23 protein-coding genes are annotated in these 24799 nt (G+C 33.9%); 14 read left to right on the top strand and 9 right to left on the bottom strand.

The genetic code is table 11. The features are described from left to right. Together topA and BM239_RS06040 are read right to left on the bottom strand one after the other, a co-directional pair. Positions 1–2532, bottom strand: a complete 2532-nt coding sequence (topA, locus tag BM239_RS06045) for a type I DNA topoisomerase (RefSeq protein ID WP_092206707.1) — start codon at positions 2530–2532, stop codon at positions 1–3. A 157-nt stretch (positions 2533–2689) separates the two neighbouring features. Continuing rightward, positions 2690–3454 (bottom strand): DUF4013 domain-containing protein, encoded by a 765-nt coding sequence (locus BM239_RS06040; RefSeq protein WP_177208985.1) that lies wholly within the window; start codon positions 3452–3454, stop codon positions 2690–2692. A 161-nt stretch (positions 3455–3615) separates the two neighbouring features. Between BM239_RS06040 and miaB the strand changes: the two genes are divergently transcribed. From miaB to BM239_RS06000, 8 genes are all read left to right on the top strand, one after another. After that, the gene (gene miaB, locus BM239_RS06035) at positions 3616–5055 is read left to right on the top strand and encodes a tRNA (N6-isopentenyl adenosine(37)-C2)-methylthiotransferase MiaB (RefSeq protein WP_092206705.1); all 1440 of its coding nucleotides are present in this window, start codon (positions 3616–3618) and stop codon (positions 5053–5055) included. A gap of 51 nt (positions 5056–5106) precedes the next feature. Then, positions 5107–6375: a sigma-54 interaction domain-containing protein gene (locus tag BM239_RS06030; protein WP_092206704.1), complete on the top strand. Its 1269-nt coding sequence runs from the start codon at positions 5107–5109 to the stop codon at positions 6373–6375. 20 nt (positions 6376–6395) lie between these two features. Beyond that, positions 6396–6902 (top strand): LptE family protein, encoded by a 507-nt coding sequence (locus BM239_RS06025; RefSeq protein WP_092206703.1) that lies wholly within the window; start codon positions 6396–6398, stop codon positions 6900–6902. Between the two features lies 1 nt (position 6903). Continuing rightward, a complete protein-coding gene (locus tag BM239_RS06020; RefSeq protein ID WP_092206702.1) occupies positions 6904–7878 on the top strand; it encodes a hypothetical protein in 975 nt (324 codons plus the stop codon). 2 nt (positions 7879–7880) lie between these two features. After that, a complete protein-coding gene (gene secG, locus BM239_RS06015) occupies positions 7881–8234 on the top strand; it encodes a preprotein translocase subunit SecG (RefSeq protein ID WP_092206701.1) in 354 nt (117 codons plus the stop codon). A 158-nt stretch (positions 8235–8392) separates the two neighbouring features. Next, complete coding sequence (locus tag BM239_RS06010; protein WP_066248585.1) at positions 8393–8668, top strand: co-chaperone GroES; 276 nt, start codon at positions 8393–8395, stop codon at positions 8666–8668. Positions 8669–8796: 128 nt separating this feature from the next. Continuing rightward, positions 8797–10428 (top strand): chaperonin GroEL, encoded by a 1632-nt coding sequence (gene groL, locus BM239_RS06005; RefSeq protein ID WP_092206700.1) that lies wholly within the window; start codon positions 8797–8799, stop codon positions 10426–10428. 173 nt (positions 10429–10601) lie between these two features. Beyond that, the gene (locus BM239_RS06000; protein WP_092206699.1) at positions 10602–12953 is read left to right on the top strand and encodes a hypothetical protein; all 2352 of its coding nucleotides are present in this window, start codon (positions 10602–10604) and stop codon (positions 12951–12953) included. An 18-nt stretch (positions 12954–12971) separates the two neighbouring features. Here the strand turns inward: BM239_RS06000 and BM239_RS05995 are convergent, their stop codons facing one another. The 7 genes from BM239_RS05995 to xrtF form a co-directional block, all read right to left on the bottom strand. Next, positions 12972–13178 carry a putative signal transducing protein gene (locus BM239_RS05995; protein ID WP_092206698.1) on the bottom strand — a complete coding sequence of 69 codons (207 nt, stop codon included), beginning with the start codon at positions 13176–13178 and terminating at the stop codon, positions 12972–12974. Between the two features lie 110 nt (positions 13179–13288). Continuing rightward, positions 13289–13645 (bottom strand): heavy-metal-associated domain-containing protein, encoded by a 357-nt coding sequence (locus BM239_RS05990; RefSeq protein ID WP_092206697.1) that lies wholly within the window; start codon positions 13643–13645, stop codon positions 13289–13291. A gap of 27 nt (positions 13646–13672) precedes the next feature. Then, entirely contained in the window at positions 13673–15910 is a 2238-nt protein-coding gene (locus tag BM239_RS05985) for a TonB-dependent receptor plug domain-containing protein (RefSeq protein WP_092206696.1), read from the bottom strand. Between the two features lies 1 nt (position 15911). Continuing rightward, positions 15912–16631: a heavy-metal-associated domain-containing protein gene (locus BM239_RS05980; protein WP_092206695.1), complete on the bottom strand. Its 720-nt coding sequence runs from the start codon at positions 16629–16631 to the stop codon at positions 15912–15914. 101 nt (positions 16632–16732) lie between these two features. Further along, positions 16733–17134, bottom strand: a complete 402-nt coding sequence (locus tag BM239_RS05975; RefSeq protein WP_245758196.1) for an HYC_CC_PP family protein — start codon at positions 17132–17134, stop codon at positions 16733–16735. A gap of 58 nt (positions 17135–17192) precedes the next feature. After that, positions 17193–17621 carry an exosortase F system-associated membrane protein gene (locus tag BM239_RS05970; protein WP_092206693.1) on the bottom strand — a complete coding sequence of 143 codons (429 nt, stop codon included), beginning with the start codon at positions 17619–17621 and terminating at the stop codon, positions 17193–17195. Then, positions 17618–18166 carry an exosortase family protein XrtF gene (gene xrtF, locus BM239_RS05965; protein ID WP_092206692.1) on the bottom strand — a complete coding sequence of 183 codons (549 nt, stop codon included), beginning with the start codon at positions 18164–18166 and terminating at the stop codon, positions 17618–17620. The genes BM239_RS05970 and xrtF overlap by 4 nt, the downstream gene beginning before the upstream one ends. Positions 18167–18260: 94 nt before the next feature. Between xrtF and BM239_RS05960 the strand changes: the two genes are divergently transcribed. The 6 genes from BM239_RS05960 to mrdA all read left to right on the top strand — a co-directional run bounded on the left by BM239_RS05960 (position 18261) and on the right by mrdA (position 24796). Further along, positions 18261–18716 (top strand): GAF domain-containing protein, encoded by a 456-nt coding sequence (locus tag BM239_RS05960; RefSeq protein ID WP_092206691.1) that lies wholly within the window; start codon positions 18261–18263, stop codon positions 18714–18716. A gap of 112 nt (positions 18717–18828) precedes the next feature. Next, on the top strand, positions 18829–20361 hold the full coding sequence (gene purH / locus BM239_RS05955; RefSeq protein WP_092206690.1) for a bifunctional phosphoribosylaminoimidazolecarboxamide formyltransferase/IMP cyclohydrolase: 1533 nt from the start codon (positions 18829–18831) through the stop codon (positions 20359–20361). Positions 20362–20504: 143 nt separating this feature from the next. Further along, entirely contained in the window at positions 20505–21533 is a 1029-nt protein-coding gene (locus tag BM239_RS05950; protein WP_066248546.1) for a rod shape-determining protein, read from the top strand. Positions 21534–21544: 11 nt separating this feature from the next. Then, complete coding sequence (gene mreC, locus BM239_RS05945) at positions 21545–22372, top strand: rod shape-determining protein MreC (RefSeq protein ID WP_092206689.1); 828 nt, start codon at positions 21545–21547, stop codon at positions 22370–22372. After that, a complete protein-coding gene (locus tag BM239_RS05940; protein ID WP_092206688.1) occupies positions 22362–22865 on the top strand; it encodes a rod shape-determining protein MreD in 504 nt (167 codons plus the stop codon). Before mreC ends, BM239_RS05940 begins: the two co-directional genes overlap by 11 nt. Beyond that, positions 22865–24796 carry a penicillin-binding protein 2 gene (gene mrdA, locus BM239_RS05935; RefSeq protein WP_092206687.1) on the top strand — a complete coding sequence of 644 codons (1932 nt, stop codon included), beginning with the start codon at positions 22865–22867 and terminating at the stop codon, positions 24794–24796. Before BM239_RS05940 ends, mrdA begins: the two co-directional genes overlap by 1 nt. Positions 24797–24799 lie beyond the last annotated feature (3 nt).

Raw genomic sequence — 24799 nt, 5'->3', positions numbered from 1 at the left:
TTACTTTTTAGTGGTGTTTTTTTTCTTGGTTAATTTTTTTATAGTGCCTTTCTTGGCTGTAGCTTTCTTTTTAGTAGCTTTTTTCTTGGGTGCGTTTTTCTCTATAATGGCTTCAGCTTCTTCTAAAGTCATTTCTGTGACATCATGCGTTTTTGGTAATTCAATTTTTGTTTTACCTTTTATAACGTTATGCCTGCCCCAACGAGCCTTTTCTACTCGAATACCTGCATCTTCCCAATTATGGATAACCTTATCTATTTCTTTTTGAATTTTGTCTTCAATTAGTGTAACTATATCTTCATCCGATAAGTTATCCCAATCGTATTTCTTGTTGACATTAATAAACATATCATTCCATTTAATAAATGGTCCAAATCGCCCTTTTCCTTTCTGAACAGGTAAATCTTTATACATATATATAGGAGCATCTGCTTTTTGCTTCTCTTTAATAAGTACAATAGCATCATCCAACTCAACACTTAACGGATCAGTCCCCTTTGGCAAGGATACAAATTGGTCACCAAATTTAACATAAGGTCCATAACGTCCATTATTTACCTCAACTGGTAAATTTTCATATTCCCCTAACGCTTTTGGAAGTTGAAACAAATCCATTGCTTCTTCATAGGAAATTGTATTTAATTGTTGATCTGGTGATAGACTTGCAAATTGCGGTTTTTCCTCATCGTCAACGGTGCCTATTTGAACCATTGGTCCAAATTTCCCTAAACGCACACTTACTTGTTTTCCGGTTTCAGGATCTTTTCCTAAAATTCGTTCGCCAGATTCCCTATCGGCATTTTCCTGAACATCAATAACAACTGGATGAAAGTCTTTGTAAAAATCTTTCATCATTTTTTTCCAGTCTACTTTACCTTCAGCAATCTCATCAAAATCTTCTTCAACTTTTGCTGTAAAATTATAATCTAAAATAGTTTCAAAATGATTCACCAGAAAATCGGTTACAATCATTCCAATATCTGTTGGCACTAATTTTCCTTTATCGGAACCTACCTTTTCTGAAAGCAATTTATCGTCTACTTTCCCATCTCTTAATGTTAATAAGGTATATTCACGTTCTACGCCATCAACAGTTCCTTTTTCTACATAGTTTCTATTCTGAATAGTAGATATAGTTGGCGCATAAGTAGATGGACGACCAATACCCAATTCTTCTAACTTTTTAACTAAAGCAGCTTCTGTAAAACGAGCAGGAGGTCTGGTATAGCGTTCTGTAGCGGTAATATAATTATTAAGCAACGTTTCGTTGACCTTCATTGCTGGCAACATACCGTCTTGTTCTTCATCTTCATCATCGGTTCCTTCTAAATATACTTTTAAGAACCCTTCAAAAGTAATAACTTCTCCGTTGGCCGTAAAGTTTTCATCATGTGTTGACGCATCAATTTTAATGTTGGTACGTTCTAATTCGGCATCACTCATTTGGGACGCAATGGCTCGTTTCCAAATTAAATCATATAATCTAGCTTGATCGCGATCTATATTTACAGAATGGTTTGAAAAATCTGTTGGTCGGATGGCCTCATGCGCTTCTTGTGCGCCTTTAGATTTCCCTTTATACGTTCTTGGCTTGCTAAATTTAGAACCATAGGCACTTTCAATTTCTGCCTTGGCGCCTTTACGGGCTTCATCAGAAAGATTCACACTATCCGTTCTCATATAAGTAATTAAACCGGCTTCGTATAAGCGTTGTGCCATTGTCATGGTTTTACTTACCGAAAAATACAGTTTACGAGCTGCTTCCTGCTGCAAAGTAGATGTTGTAAAAGGTGCTGCTGGTGATTTTTTAGCTGGTTTTTTCTGTAAATCCCCTATTTTGAATGTGGCTTTAGCATTTTGTTCTAAAAATGCTAGGGCTTCTTTTTTTGATGAAAAATTCTTGGGAAGCTTGGCTTTAAATGTTTGACCATCTTCATTTGAAAACTCTGCATCTATTCTATATGATGCTACAGGGCTAAAATCTTGGATTTCGCGTTCTCGTTCTACAATTAATCTTACAGAAACAGATTGAACACGCCCAGCTGACAAACCTCCTTTAACCTTACGCCATAAAACTGGCGACAACTCATAACCTACTATTCTATCTAATACACGACGTGCTTGTTGCGCATCAACTAAATCGTAATCAATACCTCGCGGATTTTCAATCGCTTTTTGGATAGCGGTTTTTGTAATTTCATGAAAAACAATTCGTTTCGTTTTTGCCTTATCTAAATTTAATGATTCAGCCAAATGCCAAGCAATAGCTTCACCCTCGCGATCCTCATCACTTGCCAGCCAAACCATTTCAGCTTTCTTTGCTAAATCTTTCAGCTTCTTTACAACTGCTTTTTTATCTTTAGAAACCTCATAAACTGGTTTAAAATCACCATCAACATCTACCCCTAATTCCTTGGATGGTAAATCAGCTATGTGTCCAAAACTAGACTCTACTTTAAAATCTTTTCCTAAAAATTTTTCAATTGTTTTTGCCTTCGCTGGCGACTCAACAATAACTAAATTCTTTGCCATTTCACGTTTTTTAAGGCTACAAATGTATGTGAAAAAAAGTACATGTTCCTAATTTTTAAAAAATCCTATACTTTATTTAACGCTCGAGTGTACTAAAAAACCTGTATTTAACAATTTTAAATACAGGTTTTAATTATCTATTGTGTAACATTAAAATTTATGCTACAATATGGCTTTTTGGCTGTTCGTCATCAAACCCTATAACACTTTTATAGACCAAATAAACTGGATGATAAACAAAAGGTGCTGTTACTAAAATACCTATTCCGCATAATAAGGTACCTACAATTTGTGCTAAAAGCGATGCTATAAATATTAAACCAAAGACTAATAACCATTTTTTATTACCTAATTTAAAACTGGCGGTTATAATTTCACCAGCTGATAGCTCTGGATTAAAAGCAAAAACAAGAGTAAAGAAAGACAGCGGTACCATAGCATAAATAATAGGCAACACACATAATAATACTGCTACAGACCCTATAAAAATTGATGCAAGCATTAGAATAATCATTTTACCAAAATATTTACCTTTCAAATAATAAAAGAAATCTGATGTTTGAACAGGCTCATTAAAATCTAATTGCTTCATTATTCTAAAAAAACCAGCTTGAAGTGCCATGCTAATTACAATTAGTATTAAAACACCAATAAAGAAAAGCGACAAATAAGCTATGCCAAGACCAGCAAAATAAGCTTTAAAAGCTTCAGGATCTTGACTCCCTGAAGAAGCTGCCGAAATATAAATACCTATTAATGGTGCGTAAAGCAAAAAAATAAACGGCAACACCATGATAAACGTAAAAATTTGTAATAAGAAACCTTGGACCCAAGTTTTCTTAAACAAATCAAACGAATCGCTAAAAATAGTTCCAAAATCTAACGAAGGAGCATTCGCTATTTTTTCTAAAATTGAATTCATAGTAGTCATAAAGTAGTTAATTAGTTAGTGATAGGTATCAAATTACGGATAATTATAAATGCTGCGCAAAAATATTTTTTATTATATGACACTTTGTCACAGTGTGAAAAATAATTGTAACTTTGCATACTTATTGACTGAACCTTATTTCAGACGTATTTATGGAGAAAATTATAGACGAAGCAAAACAAGGCGAAACCCTTATTTTAGAACCGAAAGACACCAATACTCGCAAACTTTTTATTGAAAGTTATGGCTGTGCCATGAATTTTAGTGATAGTGAAATAGTGGCTTCCATTCTTACCAATGAAGGCTTTAATACCACACAAAAACTTGAAGAAGCAGATTTAGTATTAGTAAACACATGCTCTATTCGTGACAAAGCTGAACAAACAATTCGTAAGCGATTGGAAAAGTATAATGCTGTAAAAAAAATCAACCCAAAAATGAAAGTAGGCGTTTTGGGCTGCATGGCAGAACGTTTGAAAAGTAAATTTTTAGAAGAAGAAAAAATTGTTGACCTCGTTGTGGGTCCAGACGCCTACAAAGATTTACCAAATTTACTCTCGGAAGTAGAAGCGGGACGAGATGCTATAAATGTAATATTATCTAAAGATGAAACCTATGGCGACGTATCGCCAGTGCGCTTAAACACAAACGGAATTACTGCTTTTGTATCTATAACACGTGGTTGCGACAATATGTGCACCTTTTGCGTTGTGCCTTTCACACGTGGACGTGAGCGTAGTCGCGACCCTCAAAGCATTTTAGAAGAAATAAACGATTTGTGGCAGAACGGGTATAAAGAAATTACCTTATTAGGGCAGAATGTAGATAGCTATTTATGGTATGGTGGTGGCCTGAAAAAAGATTTTGAAAAAGCTAGCGACATGCAAAAAGCTACAGCTGTCAATTTCTCAAAGCTATTAGAGTTATGTGCCAAAGCGCAGCCAAAAATGCGTATTCGTTTTTCTACGTCTAATCCGCAGGATATGACCTTAGATGTAGTCCAGACCATGGCAAAATATAAAAATATTTGCAACCACATTCATCTACCAATTCAAAGTGGTAGCAACCGTATTTTGAAGGAAATGAACAGACAACATACGCGTGAAGAATATATGGAACTCATCACCAATATTAAGCGTATACTACCCGACTGTGCTATTAGTCAAGATATGATTGCTGGTTTCCCAACAGAAACCGAAGCCGATCATCAAGACACGCTGAACTTAATGGAATTTGTGCAATATGATTTTGGATATATGTATGCTTATTCAGAAAGACCTGGCACCATGGCTGGCAGAAATATGAAAGATGATGTACCTGAAGCCATAAAAAAACGACGCTTACAAGAAATTATTGACGCACAACGTGCTCATGGCCATATAAAAACTCAAGCTAATGTAGGTCAGGTGCGCGAGGTGTTAATTGAAAAAACATCAAAAAAATCAGATTTACAATGGTCTGGACGAACCTCACAAAATACGGTGGTAGTTTTTCCGAAAGAACATTATAAGGTTGGCGAATTTGTAAACGTAAAAATAAACGAATGTACCACTGCCACACTCATTGGTGAAGCGGTTGGGTATTCAGAATAAAAAACAGCTATTAACAATTAATAAGATTCCTGCCTTGGCAGGAAGTTAGATATGGAATCAGTACAAGCAACCAAACAGCGTTTCGGTATTATTGGAAACGATCCGACACTTAATCGTGCTATTGAAAAAGCCATTCAAGTAGCACCAACAGACATTTCGGTTTTAGTAACTGGTGAATCTGGTGTAGGTAAAGAAAGTGTTCCTAAAATTATTCATTCCTTATCACACAGAAAACACGGCAAATATATAGCTGTAAACTGTGGTGCCATTCCTGAAGGCACCATTGATAGTGAATTATTCGGGCATGAAAAAGGCGCATTTACAGGCGCCACACAAACAAGGTCTGGTTATTTTGAAGTGGCTGATGGTGGTACCATTTTTTTAGATGAAGTTGGTGAATTACCTCTCACCACCCAAGTGCGTTTATTACGTGTACTAGAAAATGGCGAATTCATAAAAGTAGGCTCTAGTAAAGTACAGAAAACCAATGTCCGCATCGTAGCTGCTACAAACGTCAACATGTTTGACGCCATTAAAAAAGAAAAATTCCGAGAAGATTTATACTACCGTTTAAGCACCGTTGAAATCAATTTACCGCCTTTGCGTAACCGAAAAGACGATATTCATTTACTCTTTAGAAAATTTGCTAGCGATTTTGCTTTAAAATACAAAATGCCCACTATTAAACTGTCTGATGAAGCTGTAACCATTCTATTAAAATTTCGTTGGAGCGGAAATATTAGACAGCTACGAAATGTTGCCGAGCAAATTTCCGTTTTAGAACAAAAAAGAGATATTTCGGCCGAAACCTTAAAACATTATTTACCTACTGAAGGCTCCCAATTGCCAGCTGTTATCAATACAACTAAATCTGAAAGTGATTTTAGTAGCGAGCGTGAAATTTTATACAAAGTGCTTTTTGATATGAAGAGTGATTTAAACGATTTAAAGAAGCTCACAATGGAACTGATGAAAACAGGAAATGCTTCAGAAGTTCAGAAGAAAAACGAGGGGCTCATTGATAAAATTTATGGCCAAGTTGATGAAGACACGCAGGAAGCTTACGAAGATTTAGAAGTTCTTTCTATCCCTGAAAAATCAAACAATACACATACGGACGAAGCACCAGAAGAGGTAGCCGATAAATATCATTTTGCTGAAGAAATTGAAGAAGAAGAAACGCTATCTTTACATGACAAGGAACTAGAGCTGATAAAAAAATCGTTAGAACGTCATGGCGGAAAACGTAAATTAGCAGCTGCAGAACTAGGCATCAGCGAACGCACACTATATAGAAAAATTAAGCAATACGACCTATAATTGGTTTTAATAATTGATTTATGAGACTCATAAAAATAGTTTTATCATTAACCGTTTTAATCACCGTTTTAGGCTGTGGAGCCTATTCATTTACAGGTGCATCTATTGCCTCTGATGTTAAAACCTTTCAAGTAAATTATTTTCAAAATAATGCTATTTTAGTTGAACCTGGTTTAGATCGGGATTTCACGAATGCTTTAACCGATTTATTAATAAATCAAACCAATTTAGATTTAGTAAAGTCCAGTGGTGATTTAGTTTACGAAGGCGAAATTACAGAATACCGTATCTCGCCTACAACAGCAACGGCCAATAACACAGCTGCGCAAAACCGGTTAAATGTAACAGTCAACGTCCGCTTTTTTAACATGAAAAACGAAGAAGATAATTTAGAGCAACGCTTCTCCTTTTTTTATGATTATGCTGGTGCAGCATTACTAACAGGTGCTCAAAAAGACACGGCTTTGGCAGAAATATTTGAGCGTATAACCCAAGATATTTTTAATGCAACTTTAGCCAAATGGTAATATGATGACAGCTGCAGAATTTTCTAAAATCATTCAAGAACCACAACATCTTACACCCCTACAAACTCGGGAGTTAAAAGCTGTTTTGGAGCAGTTTCCATATTTACAATCGGCTCGTGCAAGTTATTTAAAAGGTTTAAAATCCAATTCCAGTGTAAAATACAATAATGAGTTAAAGGTTACAGCAGCTTACACAACTGATAGAAGTATACTATTTGATTTTATTACATCGGAAGCCTTTTTACAAAATGAAATATCACAACATATTAAACAACATTTAGATCATATTAAATCTATTGAGGTAGAATCTGAAGATATATCATTCAATAAAAGAAGTCGGGTTGATGATGTATTGAAGCAACAAATTACAGATACGGAAGGCACACTCGACCCAGAATTATTTCAACTTAAAACGAGTAAACCGCCAATTGCACACTTTCAGATAGATGACAGCTTGCCTACGAAAACTATTTCAGAAGAGCATAGCCTTGAAACAAATCCAGACAAATTACCTTCGCCTAACCATGTTTTAAAATTAGGCCAACCGTTACAATTTAATCATCAGGAAAAACATTCTTTTAATGAATGGTTAAAGCTAACACGTTTTGAACCTATAAATCGCGATAGTAAAGACACAGAAAGTGAAAAAACGGCTGAAAACAAACTAGAACACACAGAAAATCAGGATACAGAGCGCAGTAAAAAGTTTGATTTAATTGATGAATTCATCACCAAAAATCCGAAGTTAAAACCTAGTAAAACAGCCCTAACAAATACCAATATTGCTGATGCGCAAATGATTCAGCCAGAAGCTTTAATGACAGAAACGTTGGCACGAATTTACCTAGAACAAAAGAACTATAAAAAAGCAATTCAATCTTACAACATTTTAAGTTTGAAATATCCAGAAAAAAGTGGTTTCTTTGCAGACCAAATTAAAGCAGTAAAACAATTACAAGAACAAAATAACGAATAACCATGAGTACGTTTACCATATTTTTAGCACTTATTGTAGTGGTTGCCTTTTTACTAGTAGTAGTTATAATGGTTCAAAACCCTAAAGGTGGCGGATTATCATCATCATTTGGTGGTGGTGGCACACAGCAACTAGGTGGTGTTAAAAAAACAACAGACTTTTTAGACAAAAGCACATGGACACTAGCCACAATCATGTTGGTGTTAATTTTAGTTTCTAACGTTACTATCAGTAGAACAGGAACTGCAGAATCTAAAGCTATTGATCAAATCAATACAGAACAACCTGCTCCTGTTGCTCCTGCTGTACCAGCCGCAACAAACCAAAACACGGAAACAGCTGGAGATTCTATCTAAAATGTGTTAAAAAAAATTATAAAGCCAACTTTTCAGTTGGCTTTTTTTATACCCAAAATGTATGTAGTGAAATTTTGTCAGTATGTAGCTATTGGCACATTTTTAGTACAGTGATTAAGCATTAAACAATTTTTATAATTAATAAAACAACATAAAAAATGGCATTAAAAATTAAACCATTAGCAGATCGAGTTCTTATTGAACCAGAAGCAGCTGAAACCAAAACAGCATCAGGAATTATCATTCCAGATAACGCTAAAGAAAAGCCTCAACAAGGAAAAGTGATGGCTGCAGGAAAAGGCACAAAAGATGAACCTATGACCGTAAAAGTTGGTGACACCGTTCTTTATGGCAAATATGCAGGAACAGAACTAAAACTGGAAGGTAAAGATTATCTAATAATGCGTGAAAGCGATATTCTTGCAATTGTTTAACAAAAGCAAAACTTCAAAAAAAATAAATAAGTAAGTTTCAGAAACCTAAAAATTAACATACAGAACTCGCTTTAGGGATTTTGTATTTAAATTTTGAGATTTAAAAATTTTAAATAAAAATTTTCATTATGGCAAAAGATATAAAATTTGATATAGACGCACGTGACGGTTTAAAACGTGGTGTGGATGCATTAGCAAATGCAGTAAAAGTAACATTAGGACCAAAAGGTCGTAATGTAATAATTAGTAGAAGTTTTGGAGCACCTCAAGTAACTAAAGATGGTGTAACAGTAGCCAAAGAAGTAGAGCTTGAAAACGAGCTTGAAAATATGGGTGCACAAATGGTAAAAGAAGTTGCTAGCAGAACCAACGATTTAGCTGGTGATGGTACAACTACAGCTACCGTTTTGGCTCAAGCAATAGTAAAAGAAGGCTTACGAAACGTAGCAGCCGGTGCTAACCCTATGGACTTAAAGCGTGGCATTGACAAAGCAGTTGAAGCCATTGTAGCAGATCTTGAAAAACAAGCGAAACAAGTTGGCAATTCCTCGGAAAAAATAAAGCAAGTTGCTTCAATTTCGGCTAACAATGATGAGACTATTGGCGATTTAATAGCTAAAGCTTTTAGTAAAGTTGGAAAAGAGGGTGTGATTACTGTTGAGGAAGCAAAAGGGATGGATACCTATGTAGACGTTGTAGAGGGTATGCAATTTGACAGAGGCTATTTATCACCTTACTTTGTTACTGATTCAGATAAAATGGTAGCTGATTTAGAGAATCCTTACATTCTATTATTTGATAAGAAAATTTCAAACTTACAAGAAATCCTTCCAATTTTAGAGCCAGTTGCACAATCAGGAAGACCATTATTAATTATTGCTGAAGATGTAGAGGGTCAAGCCCTTGCAACATTAGTTGTAAACAAATTACGTGGTGGCCTTAAAATTGCTGCTGTTAAAGCACCAGGTTTTGGAGACAGACGTAAAGCCATGTTAGAAGACATTGCTATTCTTACTGGTGGTGTTGTTATTTCTGAAGAGCGTGGTTTTTCATTAGAAAATGCCGATTTAAGCATGCTCGGTACAGCTGAAACAGTAACGATAGATAAGGATAATACCACTATTGTAAATGGTTCTGGTGATGCTAGCGCTATTAAAAACCGTGTAAACCAAATCAAAGCGCAAATTGAAACAACCACAAGCGATTATGATAAGGAAAAGCTTCAAGAACGTTTAGCTAAACTAGCTGGAGGTGTTGCTGTACTTTATGTTGGTGCGGCTAGTGAAGTGGAAATGAAAGAGAAAAAAGACCGTGTTGATGATGCACTACATGCTACAAGAGCAGCTGTAGAAGAAGGCATTGTTGCTGGTGGTGGTGTAGCACTAGTAAGAGCGAAAGGCTTATTAGAAAAATTAACCGCCGAAAATTTAGACGAAGTTACAGGCATTCAAATTGTGGCTCGTGCTATTGAAGCACCGTTAAGAACGATTGTTGAAAATGCAGGTGGCGAAGGTAGTGTGGTAATTGCGAAAGTATTGGACGGTAAAAAAGATTTTGGTTTTGATGCAAAATCAGGTACCTATGTAGATATGCTAAAAGCTGGAATTATAGACCCTAAAAAAGTAACGCGTGTAGCATTGGAAAATGCAGCATCTGTTGCTGGCATGATTTTAACTACAGAATGTGCTTTAATTGATATTAAAGAAGATGCACCAGCTATGCCTCCAATGGGTGGTGGTGGAATGCCTGGTATGATGTAATAACACATCAATATCCAGATTATAATTTAAAAAACGTCTCAAGAAATTGGGGCGTTTTTTTTTAATCCTGAATTTAAATAAACTATATTACGGGAACCCTTTTCTGTATATTGAATAAAAACTTTACTTTTAGCACTTAAACAAGTCTCATTTATAAAATCTACCTTGAATTGATGATAAAAAAAATATTTACTTTATATCTATTTGTGCTTTGTTCAGCCTACGGAATAGCACAAAACCCTGAATTTAATTTTGTTGAAAACAAATATCTTGATTACTTCAAAATGCAACCTGAAGTTATTTACACTCAAACAAACAAGTCAAAATATTTGAGATTAGAGGAACTTTGGTTTAAGAGCTACATATATAATCCACAAACCCAAAAACCCTATTTAACCACTAGTAATATTTATGCTAGCATTTACGACTCTGACGGTATCTTAATTGAAAAAAAAATGTATTATGCTGAAAACGGTATTACACATGGAAATTTCAACTTAAAAGAAAATTATGCTCCTGGCATTTATTTTTTAAAAGTAAGTACCAATTGGATGAAAAACTTTAACGACCCTCATCATAGTCTACAACAATTTGAAATAATTGGAACTGAATCTGAATCTGAAAAAACTGCTGATAGCGAACAAAAATATGATTTTCAATTACTACCAGAGGGTGGACACATACTCCAAAACTCAAAAAACAGCATTGGATTTAAAGGGACTGATATTAATGGAAACCCACTAATAGTTACCTTAGGTAAAGTAATAAACGAAAAAGGAGACATTATTTCAACATTTAAAAGTAATGAATTTGGTATTGGTAAATTCAGCATTTTTATAGCCGAAAATGACACATATCATGTTGAAGCTACTCTTGAGAACGGCACTGTTATTAAGAAGCCACTGCCAGATGCTGAAATAATAGGCTTAACGATTTCTGTTAATACACTAAACCAAAACACCTTATTTGTCAGCATAAAAACAAATAACAAAACACTACCGTATTTATTAAATAAACCACATTATTTATTAATACATAGAGATGGATTACTAAAAAAAATAAATCTTGAATTTAAACCTAATACTCTGGACTATACCATAGCAATCCCAAAAACGGATTTATATGATGGTGTAAATATTTTAACCATTTTTAATGATAAAAACCAAGCGCTCTTGGAACGTATAATATTTAATAGAACTGAAAATTTAATCCATGAGGTGTCTTTTTTAGGCAAAAAAACCAGTTATGATTCTACTCAAATTCGATTAGTTTCTGACAAAAAAAATAATCTTAAGAAATACATGAGTGTTTCAGTATTACCAGCTGGTAGTGAATCATACGATACGAATAACACGATTACATCTTCCTTTTTATTACAGCCTTATGTTAAAGGAAAAATTGATAATCCACATTCTTACTTTAAGGATAACAACCGAAAAACCAATTATAATTTAGACCTATTACTTCTTACTCAAGGATGGAGTCGCTATGAGTGGAATAACATTTTCTTTTCACCTCAAATTGCTAAATACAATTTTGAATCAGGTTTTCAGATACAAGGAAAAATCAACGAGCCTAATGCAGAGGACTATAAAGAAATAGTACTTTTTTCAGCTAACAATGAATTAATGCTTTCTACAGAAGTTAAAGATTCTTATTTTACATTTGACCACCTATCATTGATGGATAGTTCTGTTGTTTCTATAAGCGCAAAAAACAAACGAGGAAAATTAACGACCCCTAAAGTTTATTATAATGTATATCCAACATTTATAAAAGACTCTTTGAACACCGAAAACCTTATTAATAAAGCAGTAAATATTATTTCTAATACGGACAGCTTTATTTATGATGATTCTATAACGGAATTAGATACGGTTATGCTAAAAATCAAAAAAGAGTCAAGACAAGAAAAATTTATGATTAATGGTGGTGTAAATAATCGGTCAGTAGATTTAAAAACAGTCTACTCTTTCTCTACTCGAATTTTAGATGTAATTCGAAGTAATGGCTTTGATGTTATTGAGTCTGGAGTCTCTATTAACATACTTTCAAGACGAAGTTCTAATCTTCAAGGCAGATTAAACCCAAATGTGTATTTGGATGGAATTTTAGTTTCTGATCAATTGGAACTTATTCAATATCTAACAGTTGCGGATGTTGAAAAATTATTTGTAGCTAAAACAGGTTATGGTATGGATGGTGCTGGAGGAACAATAAATATATTTTCTAAAGATGGCAGTCGGTCAAAAAGTAATCCGAAAGGGAAATTTAGCAGCAATACTATAAAAATTGGGTACTCAATGCCTAAAAGCTATTACGCTCCGATGTACAATACAGCAAAAAGAATTGCATTTTCTAAATTTGGTGTTTTAAATTGGATTCCAAATATTACCCCAAACAAAAATGGCGAATACATCTTTAACATACCGAATTATTTTTATGAAGATGTACTACTTTACATTGAAGGCATGTGTGAAGATGGCAGTTTAATTTCTAAAGTAGAAACCTTAAGATTACAATAAACAAAAAAGGCTTGTATATTAATTATTAATAAGATCTTTGACAACTAATAACGCTTTAGCTTCATCAGTGTCATTAACATAAACTTCTATTTGCCCTAAAATCCCTGGATAGGAAGAATCGGATTTATTAATTTCAAAATAGGCTATTCCTGCTTCATCCAATGCATTTTTAACACCTGAAACTTGGACTTGGGAATTACTAGATAAGATTAATTTTCTTGACATGGTCTATCTTTTTAGTGATTAAGTAAGTTAATCATTTAAAAGGAATTTATCAACATAAAAAAAAGCCCAAGCAATTAATTTGCTTGGGCTTTTTTTACTCAAATAATTTGTTAATCGTTTTTGTGGTCATCTTTAACCGCATCATCTCTATATAAACAGCATGGATGTACACTATTGTAAGCTTCGTCTGTTGCTTTAATTTCTTTGGTATCATGACCCACATCTGCAATATTTTGATTGATGGTTTTTAAATTGGTTTTGCGCTCATCATAAATTAGTTTTAATTCATGAGTTTCCACATTCCAAACAGCCGATTTAACGCCTTTTGTCCTAATACAGGCTTTCTCAATACGCTCTTTACACATATTACACACACCATCTACTTCAATGGAGGCTTTTGCATTTTTATTTTGAGAAAATGCTGTTAAACCAAAAAGCATGACTAATACAATTCCTAATTTTTTCATTTTTTTATTTTTTTTATTTTTTTATTATTAATTCAATTTATATCGTAATCCAGCATAATACATACTACCAAAAATGGGACCATAGACAAACGTACTATCAAAATTAGCACCAAAAGGATTATCAGCGGCTAAAATCGGGTTATCCTGACGTACATTAGTTACGTTTTCGCCTCCTAAATATACTTCAAATTTTGGAGAAAACACTTTAGTAACCTGCAAGTTTAAAGTTCCTATTGTAGGTGTGTAGTCAGGCAATTGATAGACTAGTGGATTAGATTGTGTGGACGAAAAACGCTGTTTGCTTAACCAGTTATAGGTGGCATCAAATTTCCATTGCGCACCTGTATCTTTTTGCTTTGTTTCATACCCAACGTTTGCAAACATTCGATGTTTTGGTGTTAGCGGCTTTTCCAATTTACCCGACTGATATTGGGTTTTAACATCGTAATATTTGTATGCTAAACGGATATCAAAACTTTCAAACATATTATAATTCACTTCAGCTTGAAAACTGTTGGCATAACTAGCGCCATCTAAATTATAAAAGCTGACAGCTGTTGGGTTTTCATAATCCACAACAATTTGATTTTCAAAGTCGGTTCTATAATAATCAAAGGTAACGTCTCCTTTTCTTCCAAACAAATTAAAACCTTGTAAATAGGACACTCCATAATTCCAAGCTATTTCTGGATCTAATCCATAAATATTCCCTCCAGCATTTTCAATATTAATAACTCTAGATGTTGCAAAAATCTGCTGATTTTCAGTAAAAATATTGGCACTTCGTTTCCCACGACCTATGGATGCTCTAAAAGCAGATTTTTCCCATGGTGTATATCTTAAATGTAGTCTAGGCGTTACAAAAAAGCCCAATAAATTATGCTGATCTACACGAATACCAGCTGTTAGATTTAAATTGTCTAGGTTATCATAATTGTATTCAAAGAATGCACCAACAGAGGATTCTGTTCTTTTATAAACATCCGTATTTACCAACTCATCATAATGATCGTATGTATAGCTTAATCCTGTCTTTACTTTATGGCGCGTATCTCCTATTAAGGTGTTATAAATTGCGTTTGCATATAAACTATTTTGCACAATATCGTACACATTGAGTCCAAAATAAGAGTCTTGTGCATGCCTACTAAATGCTGTTTGGACACCTATGCTTTGATACGGTATTTCTGGGTTTACATAACCCAGTTTCGCTGACACTTCATAACGCTCTGTATCAATTTCACTTCCCCAAGCATTTGTTGTTCCTTTATCAGTATCTGGATTAAAGTTAACTTCCCCTGTTTGCTTGGCATCATTTAAATATTTCAAATTAATAAAACTTACAAAGCCTTTTTCTGGATTGGTATATTGCCAACGATTCATAACATTAATCTGTTTGTAAATGGGCATATCCATAAAATTATCATTATTAACATCATGTTTCTTATTATGCGTATTACCGTGCAAATACAGACCTGTTGCCCATTTATCAGTAATTTTAGTATTAAGGTGTGTATTTAACTCAACCCGTTCACTACTTGCTCCATAGAGATTTACAAATAGTTTTTTATCTGTTGTAGGTTTAACCAATTCTGCATTTATTTGTCCTGCTATACTTTCAAAACCATTAACCACACTTCCTGCTCCTTTGGTTATCTGGATACTCTCTACCCAAGTCCCGGGAATAAAACTCAACCCATAGGCTTGAGAGGCACCACGAATAGACGGGATGTTTTCGGTTGCAATTAAAATATATGGCGTTGTTAATCCAAGCATTTTTATTTGACGGGTGCCTGAAACAGCATCAGCAAAATTAACATCAATGGAAGGGTTAGTTTCAAAACTCTCAGACAAATTACAACAAGCCGCTTTTAATAATTCATCGCTACTAACAGTCATGATGTTCTGAGACTGCAGATAAGACTTTGCTGTTGCCTGTTTCCTTGAGGTTACCACAACCTCATCCAAGGCACTTGTTGGCACTAGCTTATGTTTAATGAATTTTTCTGAATTTACCGTTACCGTATCTGTTTTATAACCAACAAAACTGATCACCAATTTTTTATAATCAGATTGATATGGAATGGTAAAATTTCCATCAAAATCAGTTACAGCTCCAACAGTTGTGTTTAACCAGTATACATTAGCTCCAGCTACTGGAATTTCAGTTTTCTGTTCGTTTGCCTCTATAATAACACCCTCAATCTTGTTCTGTGAAACCACTAAAACGGGTATAAGGCCTAAAATGAATAGTATTTTTTTCATATTACACCAAATTAAAAAGCATGGCAATTGCCATTATTATCATAATACTATTTTCAATAAATGTTGCTTTTGTCATTGGTAAGTTTAACGCTGTTCCAAGACAAGCACATTGAATGGCTTTTTTATCTAATAAAGATTTTGTAACACCAACGGTAGTAATCCCTAAAATTATAAGTGTAATAATTAATGCCGTTGTAATTTCAAAACGCATAAGAAACATAACTCCCAAAGCAACCTCTATAAATGGGTATATCCAACCATAGACTGGAATAACTTTAGCTAAAGGGTCGTACATTTTGAAAGATTCTGGAAAACCTTTTAAGTCTAGTAATTTAAAAAAACTAAAAACCACATAAAATAAACCCATAAAATCCAACATAAAACTGGACCAGTTTAAAGGATTATAGTTTAAAAGGATAGCGGCAATTGTTATGTAAGCAAAAATTAAGAACAAAGGGAAAAGTTGTTTTAATTCCGATTTATTTTCACTTTGTGCTGATTGAAAAACGTTGTTCTCTTGTTTTTCTGAAATGGTGTACTTTTTTGGAAGCGCTTCTTGTAAGGTAGTAACTTCCACATGTTTACTCATGGTAATTATAACTTCTTGAGCTTCTAAATCTACAAGAACACTTTGAATAGCATTCAGTTTCAAAAGAGCTTCTTCAACTGTTTTTTTACAGCTGTTACAAGTCATACCAGTAACGGTATATGTATGTTTCATGATTTTTTATTTTTAAAATTTTAACGAAATATCCAGTACATTCACATCTTACAAAACATGAAGTACTAACTAACTGGCATTTAAAATGCGACGTTAAAAAATCAAATAATAAAAACTTGATCTAAAATCTGGCGATTGAAAATCAAGTTTGGAGGGGAATAATTTTTATGTGGAATTACTAATTCTGGAAGCCCTTCAAATAAATTCAAATAAGAATAAGACATCGCAGTTAAAAACAACTGCTGATCAAAATCTAAATCTTGAAATGTCTTAACTGTCAGTTCATCTTGACCCTTAATAACATCTAAAACATCTTCACAACAATCCATTTTAGAAGGTGCTTCTTGACTCTCTGAAGCACATTTTTCAACACTATTAAAAACAGCAGCATCCATTAAAACATCGCCGCAGAAATGCTTTTCAACTGTAAACGAAACAGTTGAAAACAAGACCAATAATGCCATGCTTACTGAAAAAAGCTTATATAATAGTGTTTTTATCACGTTGCAAATTTACAAAAAATGATGATGATATAATAATTTTTAAAACAGGATTAACAATTTAAAGATTCTTCTTATGATAGAAAAATGCCGGAATAAGTAATAATAAAATTAAGGGTTGAATTAAAAAACGACGGATATTAAAAAACAGGTAATAATCATCCTGTTTTGGGTTAATCACAAAATATAAAAATAATAACATGAGGACGACATAAGCTACGCCATAAATTAAAGCTGAAAACTTAATGATACTGACATCTTTAAAAATGGCAAATAAAATACCCAGAGATAAAACAGTATTGATTAGAAATCGCAAACTTGTAAAAGCGGTCAGTTTAAAAACTTCACGTCTTGGAGAATCCATATAAAGATAATCGTTCTGAAAAAATGCTAAAAATGGATCATAGAACAACTGCTGTTCAAATACACGAATTAACACTAACAATGTAACTAAAACTACAATGGTTAAATATGTTAATACTTTACTCATTTTTTGGAAGCTAATTTAGAAAACCGATTAACCCAAACCACCCAAAGCAAGCAAACCATACCATAAATTATAGCTGGAAAAATAACCGTGTGTAACACATCTTTTCGCCACGGATAATGATATAAACCAACAGAAAGAATAACGACACGAACCAAATTTGCAACATATATTAATACGCTTCCAGCCAAAATATAAATAACAGTTGTTTTAAAACGTCCTGAAAATGCTAGAATAAATGCCATAAATAGAATGATTACACTTACGGAATTACAGCCTTCTATAACACGTGCTACATATTTCTCATTGATAATAAGTTTCATCGAGGCTTCGTTTGGATGTGGTAAAACCTGCGCCTCATATCCCAATGTTTGCAACAAATCCGCACTCTGTAGTGCTACCAAATGGGTCATATAATCTGGATAATAAACCTCACCCGTTGATAATTGCAAATAAAATTTATACCCAAACGTCATAACTGCATAAACCAACAAAAAAGTAAGAATAAACCTAATCACAGACTTGTATTTGAGCACTAATTTTTTCACTATACCTTTTTTGTTATTTCCGTGTTAAAGTTATACAAATTGACACGTATAAATCATTGCAAATTAAATACTTTTGCGAAAACTATAAAAACGAATGACACTCCAAGAACTAAAACCTGCTGTTACTGAAATTATTCAACAAACAGAATTATCTGTAGATAACAGATTACTAGCTATTTGCGCACTTTTAGAAAAAGAAATCTCCTATTACAACTGGGTTGGTTTTTACTTTAAAAATGGTGATAAAAGCGAATTGAAACTAGGTCCTTATGTTGGCGAACCTACCAGTCATACCATTATTCCTTTTGGAAAAGGCATTTGTGGCCAAGTAGCAATTAGCAATCAAAATTTTGTAGTCCCAGATGTGTCTGCTCAGGACAATTACATTGCATGTAGTCTGACCGTTAAGGCTGAAATTGTTGTTCCCATTTTTGTAAATAATCAAAACATAGGTCAAATAGATATTGACTCTAACACACCAGATCCATTCACCGACATGGACGAACGTTTTTTAGAGTTTGTCTGTAAAAAAGTAGCTACCATATTGTAACTGTTAATAACTTCTTTTTTAAGTTGAAAAACAGTCGTGTTTTAGTTTAAAACGTGACTGTTTTTTTTAATGTAATTCCCTACTTTTGCAAGCATAAAACAACACAACACAAATGAGTACAACTAAAACTATTAAATCGGCATTAATTTCTGTTTTCAGTAAAGACGGATTGGCACCAATTGTAAAAACATTACACGAACAAAACGTTACTATTTATTCCACAGGAGGCACTGAAAAATTTATAAAGGACTTAGGTATTCCTGTTGTTCCTGTAGAAGATGTAACCTCCTATCCTTCCATTCTTGGTGGCCGTGTAAAAACATTACATCCTAAAGTTTTTGGTGGAATTCTAAACAGACAGAACAATGAAAGTGATGTTGCAGAACTAGCAGAGTTTGCTATTCCACAAATAGATTTAGTTATTGTTGATTTATATCCTTTTGAAAAAACGGTAGCTTCTGGTGCGGAAAATCAGGATATTATTGAAAAAATAGATATTGGTGGCATTTCACTTATACGTGCAGCAGCTAAAAATTATGCCGATGTAGTTTGTGTGGCTTCCGTAAATGATTATGGCGAATTTTTAGAGTTACTCCAAACCCAAAAAGGAAACACAACGGAAGCTGACAGAAAACGTTTTGCGGCAAAATCTTTCAATGTGTCATCTCATTACGATTCGGCTATTTTTAATTATTTCAACCAAGATCAAAGCATTCCAAGTTTTAAATTAAGTGAAAATAATGGTCAGGTTCTTCGTTATGGCGAAAACCCGCACCAAAAAGGATTTTTCTTTGGTGATTTTGATGCTATGTTTACCAAGCTTCACGGCAAAGAATTAAGCTACAACAACTTATTAGATGTGGACGCAGCTGTGAATTTGATGAATGAATTTAAAGGCGAAGCACCTACATTTGCTATTCTAAAACACAACAATGCCTGCGGTTTTGCGCAAAGAAACACCGTAAAAGAAGCATATGCAGATGCTTTAGCAGGTGATCCTGTTTCAGCATTTGGAGGTATATTAATTTGCAATACCGAAATTGACGAAGCAACCGCAAATGACATTCATAATTTATTCTGTGAAGTAGTCATAGCGCCTTCTTTTTCTGAATCAGCCTTGGAAATTTTAAAAGGGAAAAAGAACCGCATATTATTAATACAGAATGATATTGAACTACCCAAAACAACTGTAAGAACCTGTTTAAATGGCATCTTGGTTCAGGAGCGCGATGGTTTAACTGATACTATTGAAAATTTAACCTATGCTACCAACAATAAACCAAGCGAAAGTGAGTTAGAAGACCTAATATTTGCATCAAAAATTTGCAAGCACACCAAATCTAACACCATCGTATTGGCAAAAAACAAGCAATTATGTGCTAGTGGCACTGGACAAACCAGTCGTGTAGACGCTTTAAATCAAGCCATACATAAAGCACAGTCTTTTAATTTCGATTTAAAAGGAGCTGTTATGGCTAGTGATGCCTTTTTTCCGTTTCCTGACTGTGTAGAAATTGCTGATAATGCAGGAATTTCAGCTGTTATTCAACCAGGTGGCTCCATAAAAGATCAGTTAAGTGTGGATTATTGCAATGCGAATGATGTGTCCATGGTTATGACCGGAACACGTCATTTTAAACATTAATTTTTCACTTTTAAAGTTTTATAGCACGAAAAATTGAATTAAAGTTAAAATCACTCTAAAGGAAAACCAAAGATAATAATTGCATAACTTTTATTACATTTACAAGATTTGATTAACAAACCTCAAATAAACGACTCAAGCACATGGGATTTTTTGACTTCTTAACCGAAGAAATAGCCATAGATTTAGGAACTGCAAACACCCTAATTATTCACAACGACAAAGTTGTTGTGGATAGCCCGTCTATTGTTGCACGCGATAGAATTTCTGGAAAAATAATTGCTGTTGGAAAAGAAGCCAGCTTAATGCAAGGAAAAACTCATGAAAATATTAAAACCATAAGGCCATTAAAAGATGGTGTTATTGCAGATTTTGATGCCAGTGAGCAAATGATTAGTTTGTTTATTAAAAACATTCCAGCTCTAAAGAAAAAATTATTCCCACCTTCGTTACGTATGGTTGTTTGTATTCCCTCTGGAATTACAGAAGTAGAGATGCGTGCTGTTAAGGAATCGTGTGAGCGTGTAAACGGGAAAGAAGTGTATTTAATTCATGAACCAATGGCAGCAGCTATTGGTATTGGCGTAGATATTATGCAGCCAAAAGGAAACATGATTGTAGATATTGGAGGTGGTACTACAGAAATTGCTGTTATTGCTTTAGGTGGAATTGTTTGTGATAAATCTGTTAAAATTGCTGGTGATGTTTTTACCAATGACATAATTTATTACATGCGTACCCAACACAATTTATATGTTGGTGAACGCACTGCTGAAAAAATTAAAATCCAGATTGGTGCTGCCACCGAAGATTTAGAGTTACCTCCAGAAGACATGAGTGTTCAGGGTCGTGACTTACTTACTGGTAAACCTAAACAGGTTCAAATTTCATATCGTGAAATTGCTAAAGCTCTAGATAAATCCATTTTACGTATCGAAGATGCAGTTATGGAAACGCTATCTCAAACACCTCCCGAATTAGCTGCCGATATCTATAACACAGGTATTTATTTAGCAGGTGGTGGATCAATGCTTCGCGGATTGGATAAGCGTTTATCGCAAAAAACAGATTTACCCGTTTATATTGCTGAAGACCCTTTACGTGCAGTAGTTCGCGGAACTGGAATAACGCTTAAGAATTTGTCAAAGTTTAAAAGTGTCTTGATAAAATAGCATACTAAATCATGCAACAAATCATTAAATTCTTTTTAAGAAACAAAACTTTTTTGTTGTATTTTTTGTTGCTCTTTATGGCTATAATTTTTACAATCCAGTCCCACTCATACCATAAAAGTAAGTTTATTAATTCGGCTAATTTTGTTACTGGAGGTGTTTACAATTCCGCCAATAACTTAACCGTTTATTTTAATTTGGAATCGCAAAACTTAATGTTGCAAGAAGAAAATGCACGTTTAAATTCACTGATCCACACACCTAATGACACAATAAACTCTAGTTTCATAACCGATAGTATCTATGGTGGTATTAATTATAAATTTACACCAGCTAGAGTTATTAAAAACAGTTATTCGGTAAAGAACAATGTCCTGCTTATCAATCGCGGAAAACGGGATAGTATAAAACAAGATTTTGGCGTTATTACGCCTAAAGGAATTTTAGGAATAGTAGATCAAACAAGCCATAAATTTGCCACCGTTTTATCTATTTTAAATACTAATATTAAAATTAGTGCCCAATTAAAAAACACCAATCATTTTGGATCCTTAATGTGGGATACCCAACGACCACAGATAGTTCAGTTAAATGAAATTTCAAAAATAGCACCTTTAAAAAAAGGAGATACTATTGTAACATCGGGACGCTCGGTAATTTTCCCTAAAGGCATTCCCGTTGGAACTATTGAAGATTACAGACTAGATTCTGCAGAAAATTTTTACACCATTGATGTGAAACTTTTTAACGACATGACTAACATTGAATATGTATATATTATTGAAAATGTTGATAAATCTGAAATAAACAGTCTCTTAAAAACTACCAATGAAAATTAACGTCATATCCTATAGCGTTCAGTTTATTGTGCTAATTTTGGCGCAAGTTTTGGTTTTAAATCATATTAATTTTTTAGGATATATTAACCCATACTTATATGTTATTTTCGTGCTGTTATTTCCCGTAAATAACAACCGACTCATTTTCCTTTTATTAAGCTTCGCTTTAGGGTTGACTATAGATTTATTTTCAGATTCGGGTGGCATTCATGCGGCAGCAGCATTAACAATAGCGTTTATAAGACCTGTAGTACTTAAATTCTGTTTTGGATCTGTTTACGAACATCACACCATTAAGTTTAAAAACGTGGATTTTGGTGCAAAAGTTATTTATTTTGTCATTTTAGTACTCATTCACCATTTTATTCTATTCGCATTAGAAATTTTTAACCTAAAAGACATAATTTTGGTGCTTCAAAAAACGTTATTTTCAAGTATATTCACTATTATACTTTGTTTAATAGCAACCATTTTATTCAGTAGAAAAACTTAATGCGACAATTTTTACTCTTTTTCATAATCATTCTGGTAGGTCTCACATTTATTGGTAGGCTTTTCTATTTACAAATTTATTCTGCAGAAGCACACGACATATTAAATGATAACGCTATAAGAAAGGTATACGATTACCCAAAACGTGGATTTGTTTATGATAGGAACAACAAACTGTTAGTAGGAAATCAACCATCTTATGATGTGATGGTAATTCCAAGAGAAGTAAAGCCTTTAGACACCACAGAGTTTTGCTCTTTATTGAAAATTACCAAAGAACAATTTATTAAAACATACCAACGCGCATATAACTATTCACCAAGACTACCTTATGTTTTTATAGCCCACTTATCTAAAGAAGATTATGCTGTATTGCAGGAAAAAATGCGAAAATATGAAGGTTTTTATATTCAAAAACGTTTATTACGTGATTATCAAACTACTGTTGGTGCAAATGTTTTAGGATTTATTGCAGAAGCTACCCCTAGTCAGATTGAAAAAAACCCCTATTATAATATGGGTGATTTAATTGGTAAACAGGGTGTTGAATTATCTTACGAAGAAGAATTACGTGGTGTAAAAGGTATAAAATTCATTCAAAAAGATCGCTTCAATCGAGACATAGGACCCTATCAAGATGGCGCGCTTGATACCATACCAAAGCAAGGAAAAGACATTACTATTACTATAGACCAGAGACTACAAGAATATGGTGAATTACTCATGTCAAACAAACGTGGAGGCATAGTAGCTTTAGAGCCAAAAACTGGTGAAATTCTTGCTTTAGTTTCAGCACCATCATATGATCCTAATTTATTAGTAGGACGAAAACGATCTAGAAATTATACCAAACTTCATAATGACAGCATCCATCTACCATTAATAGACAAAGGCCTTTTAAGAGTCCATGAACCAGGCTCGCCTTTCAAAGCCATTGTTGCTTTAACAGCTTTACAAGAGGGCGTTATTACACCACAAACAAATGTTTTTTGTTCCGGTGTTTATCATTATGGTCGTCGTGGAAAAATGGGCTGTCACTGTGGTGGAGGAAACCGCGATTTAGTTAAAGGCATTGCCAAATCGTGTAACTCCTATTTTGCAACTGCTTTCAGACGAAGTTTGGATATCGTTCCAAACTCTAGCAAAGCTATGGATATTTGGAGCAGCCATGTAAAGAGTTTTGGTTTAGGTCAATATTTAGGTACCGATTTACCTATTGGAAAAAAAGGGAATATTCCTGACGGTGCTTATTATGACAAATGGTATCCTGATTTTAATTGGGGAGCAACAACCATTATTTCTAACGCTATTGGTCAAGGAGAAATTCTAGTTACACCTGTACATTTAGCTAATATGACAGCTGCAATTGCTAATCGAGGCTTTTATTTTACACCTCATATTATTAAGCAAATTGAAGGTCAAAAACTAGACTCCAAGTTTACAACACCAAACTATACTACTATAGATAAGAAGTATTTTGAACCTGTAATTGAAGGGTTATTTGATGTGTATGAAAACAATGGTACAGCACGGTCTTTACGTGTCCCAGGAATTGAAATATGTGGTAAAACGGGAACAGCCGAAAATTTTGCAATAATAGATGGCACACGAACTCAATTAACAGACCATTCGTTGTTTATTGCATTTGCACCAAAAGATGACCCTAAAATAGCTATTGCTGTTTTTGTTGAAAATGGGCATTATGGTTCTACCTATGCTGGTAAAATTTCAAGTTTAATGATTGAAAAATATTTAAAAGGAACCATAACAAGAACTGATTTACAAGACTGGATTTTAACCTATAGTCTAGAAAATGAATATCAAAAACCCTATTCTGGCCAACCATTTAAAATTAATAAACAAAGCGCGCTTCAACCCATTTCACCTGAAGAACTCGAAAAATTAAAGAGTAAATTACACACAGACAATTAATTT

This window comes from Algorimicrobium echini (genome assembly GCF_900115185.1).
Classification (GTDB): domain Bacteria; phylum Bacteroidota; class Bacteroidia; order Flavobacteriales; family Flavobacteriaceae; genus Algorimicrobium; species Algorimicrobium echini.
Note: the sequence above shows the minus strand (reverse complement) of the source record. Positions and strands in the feature narration are given on the sequence as shown.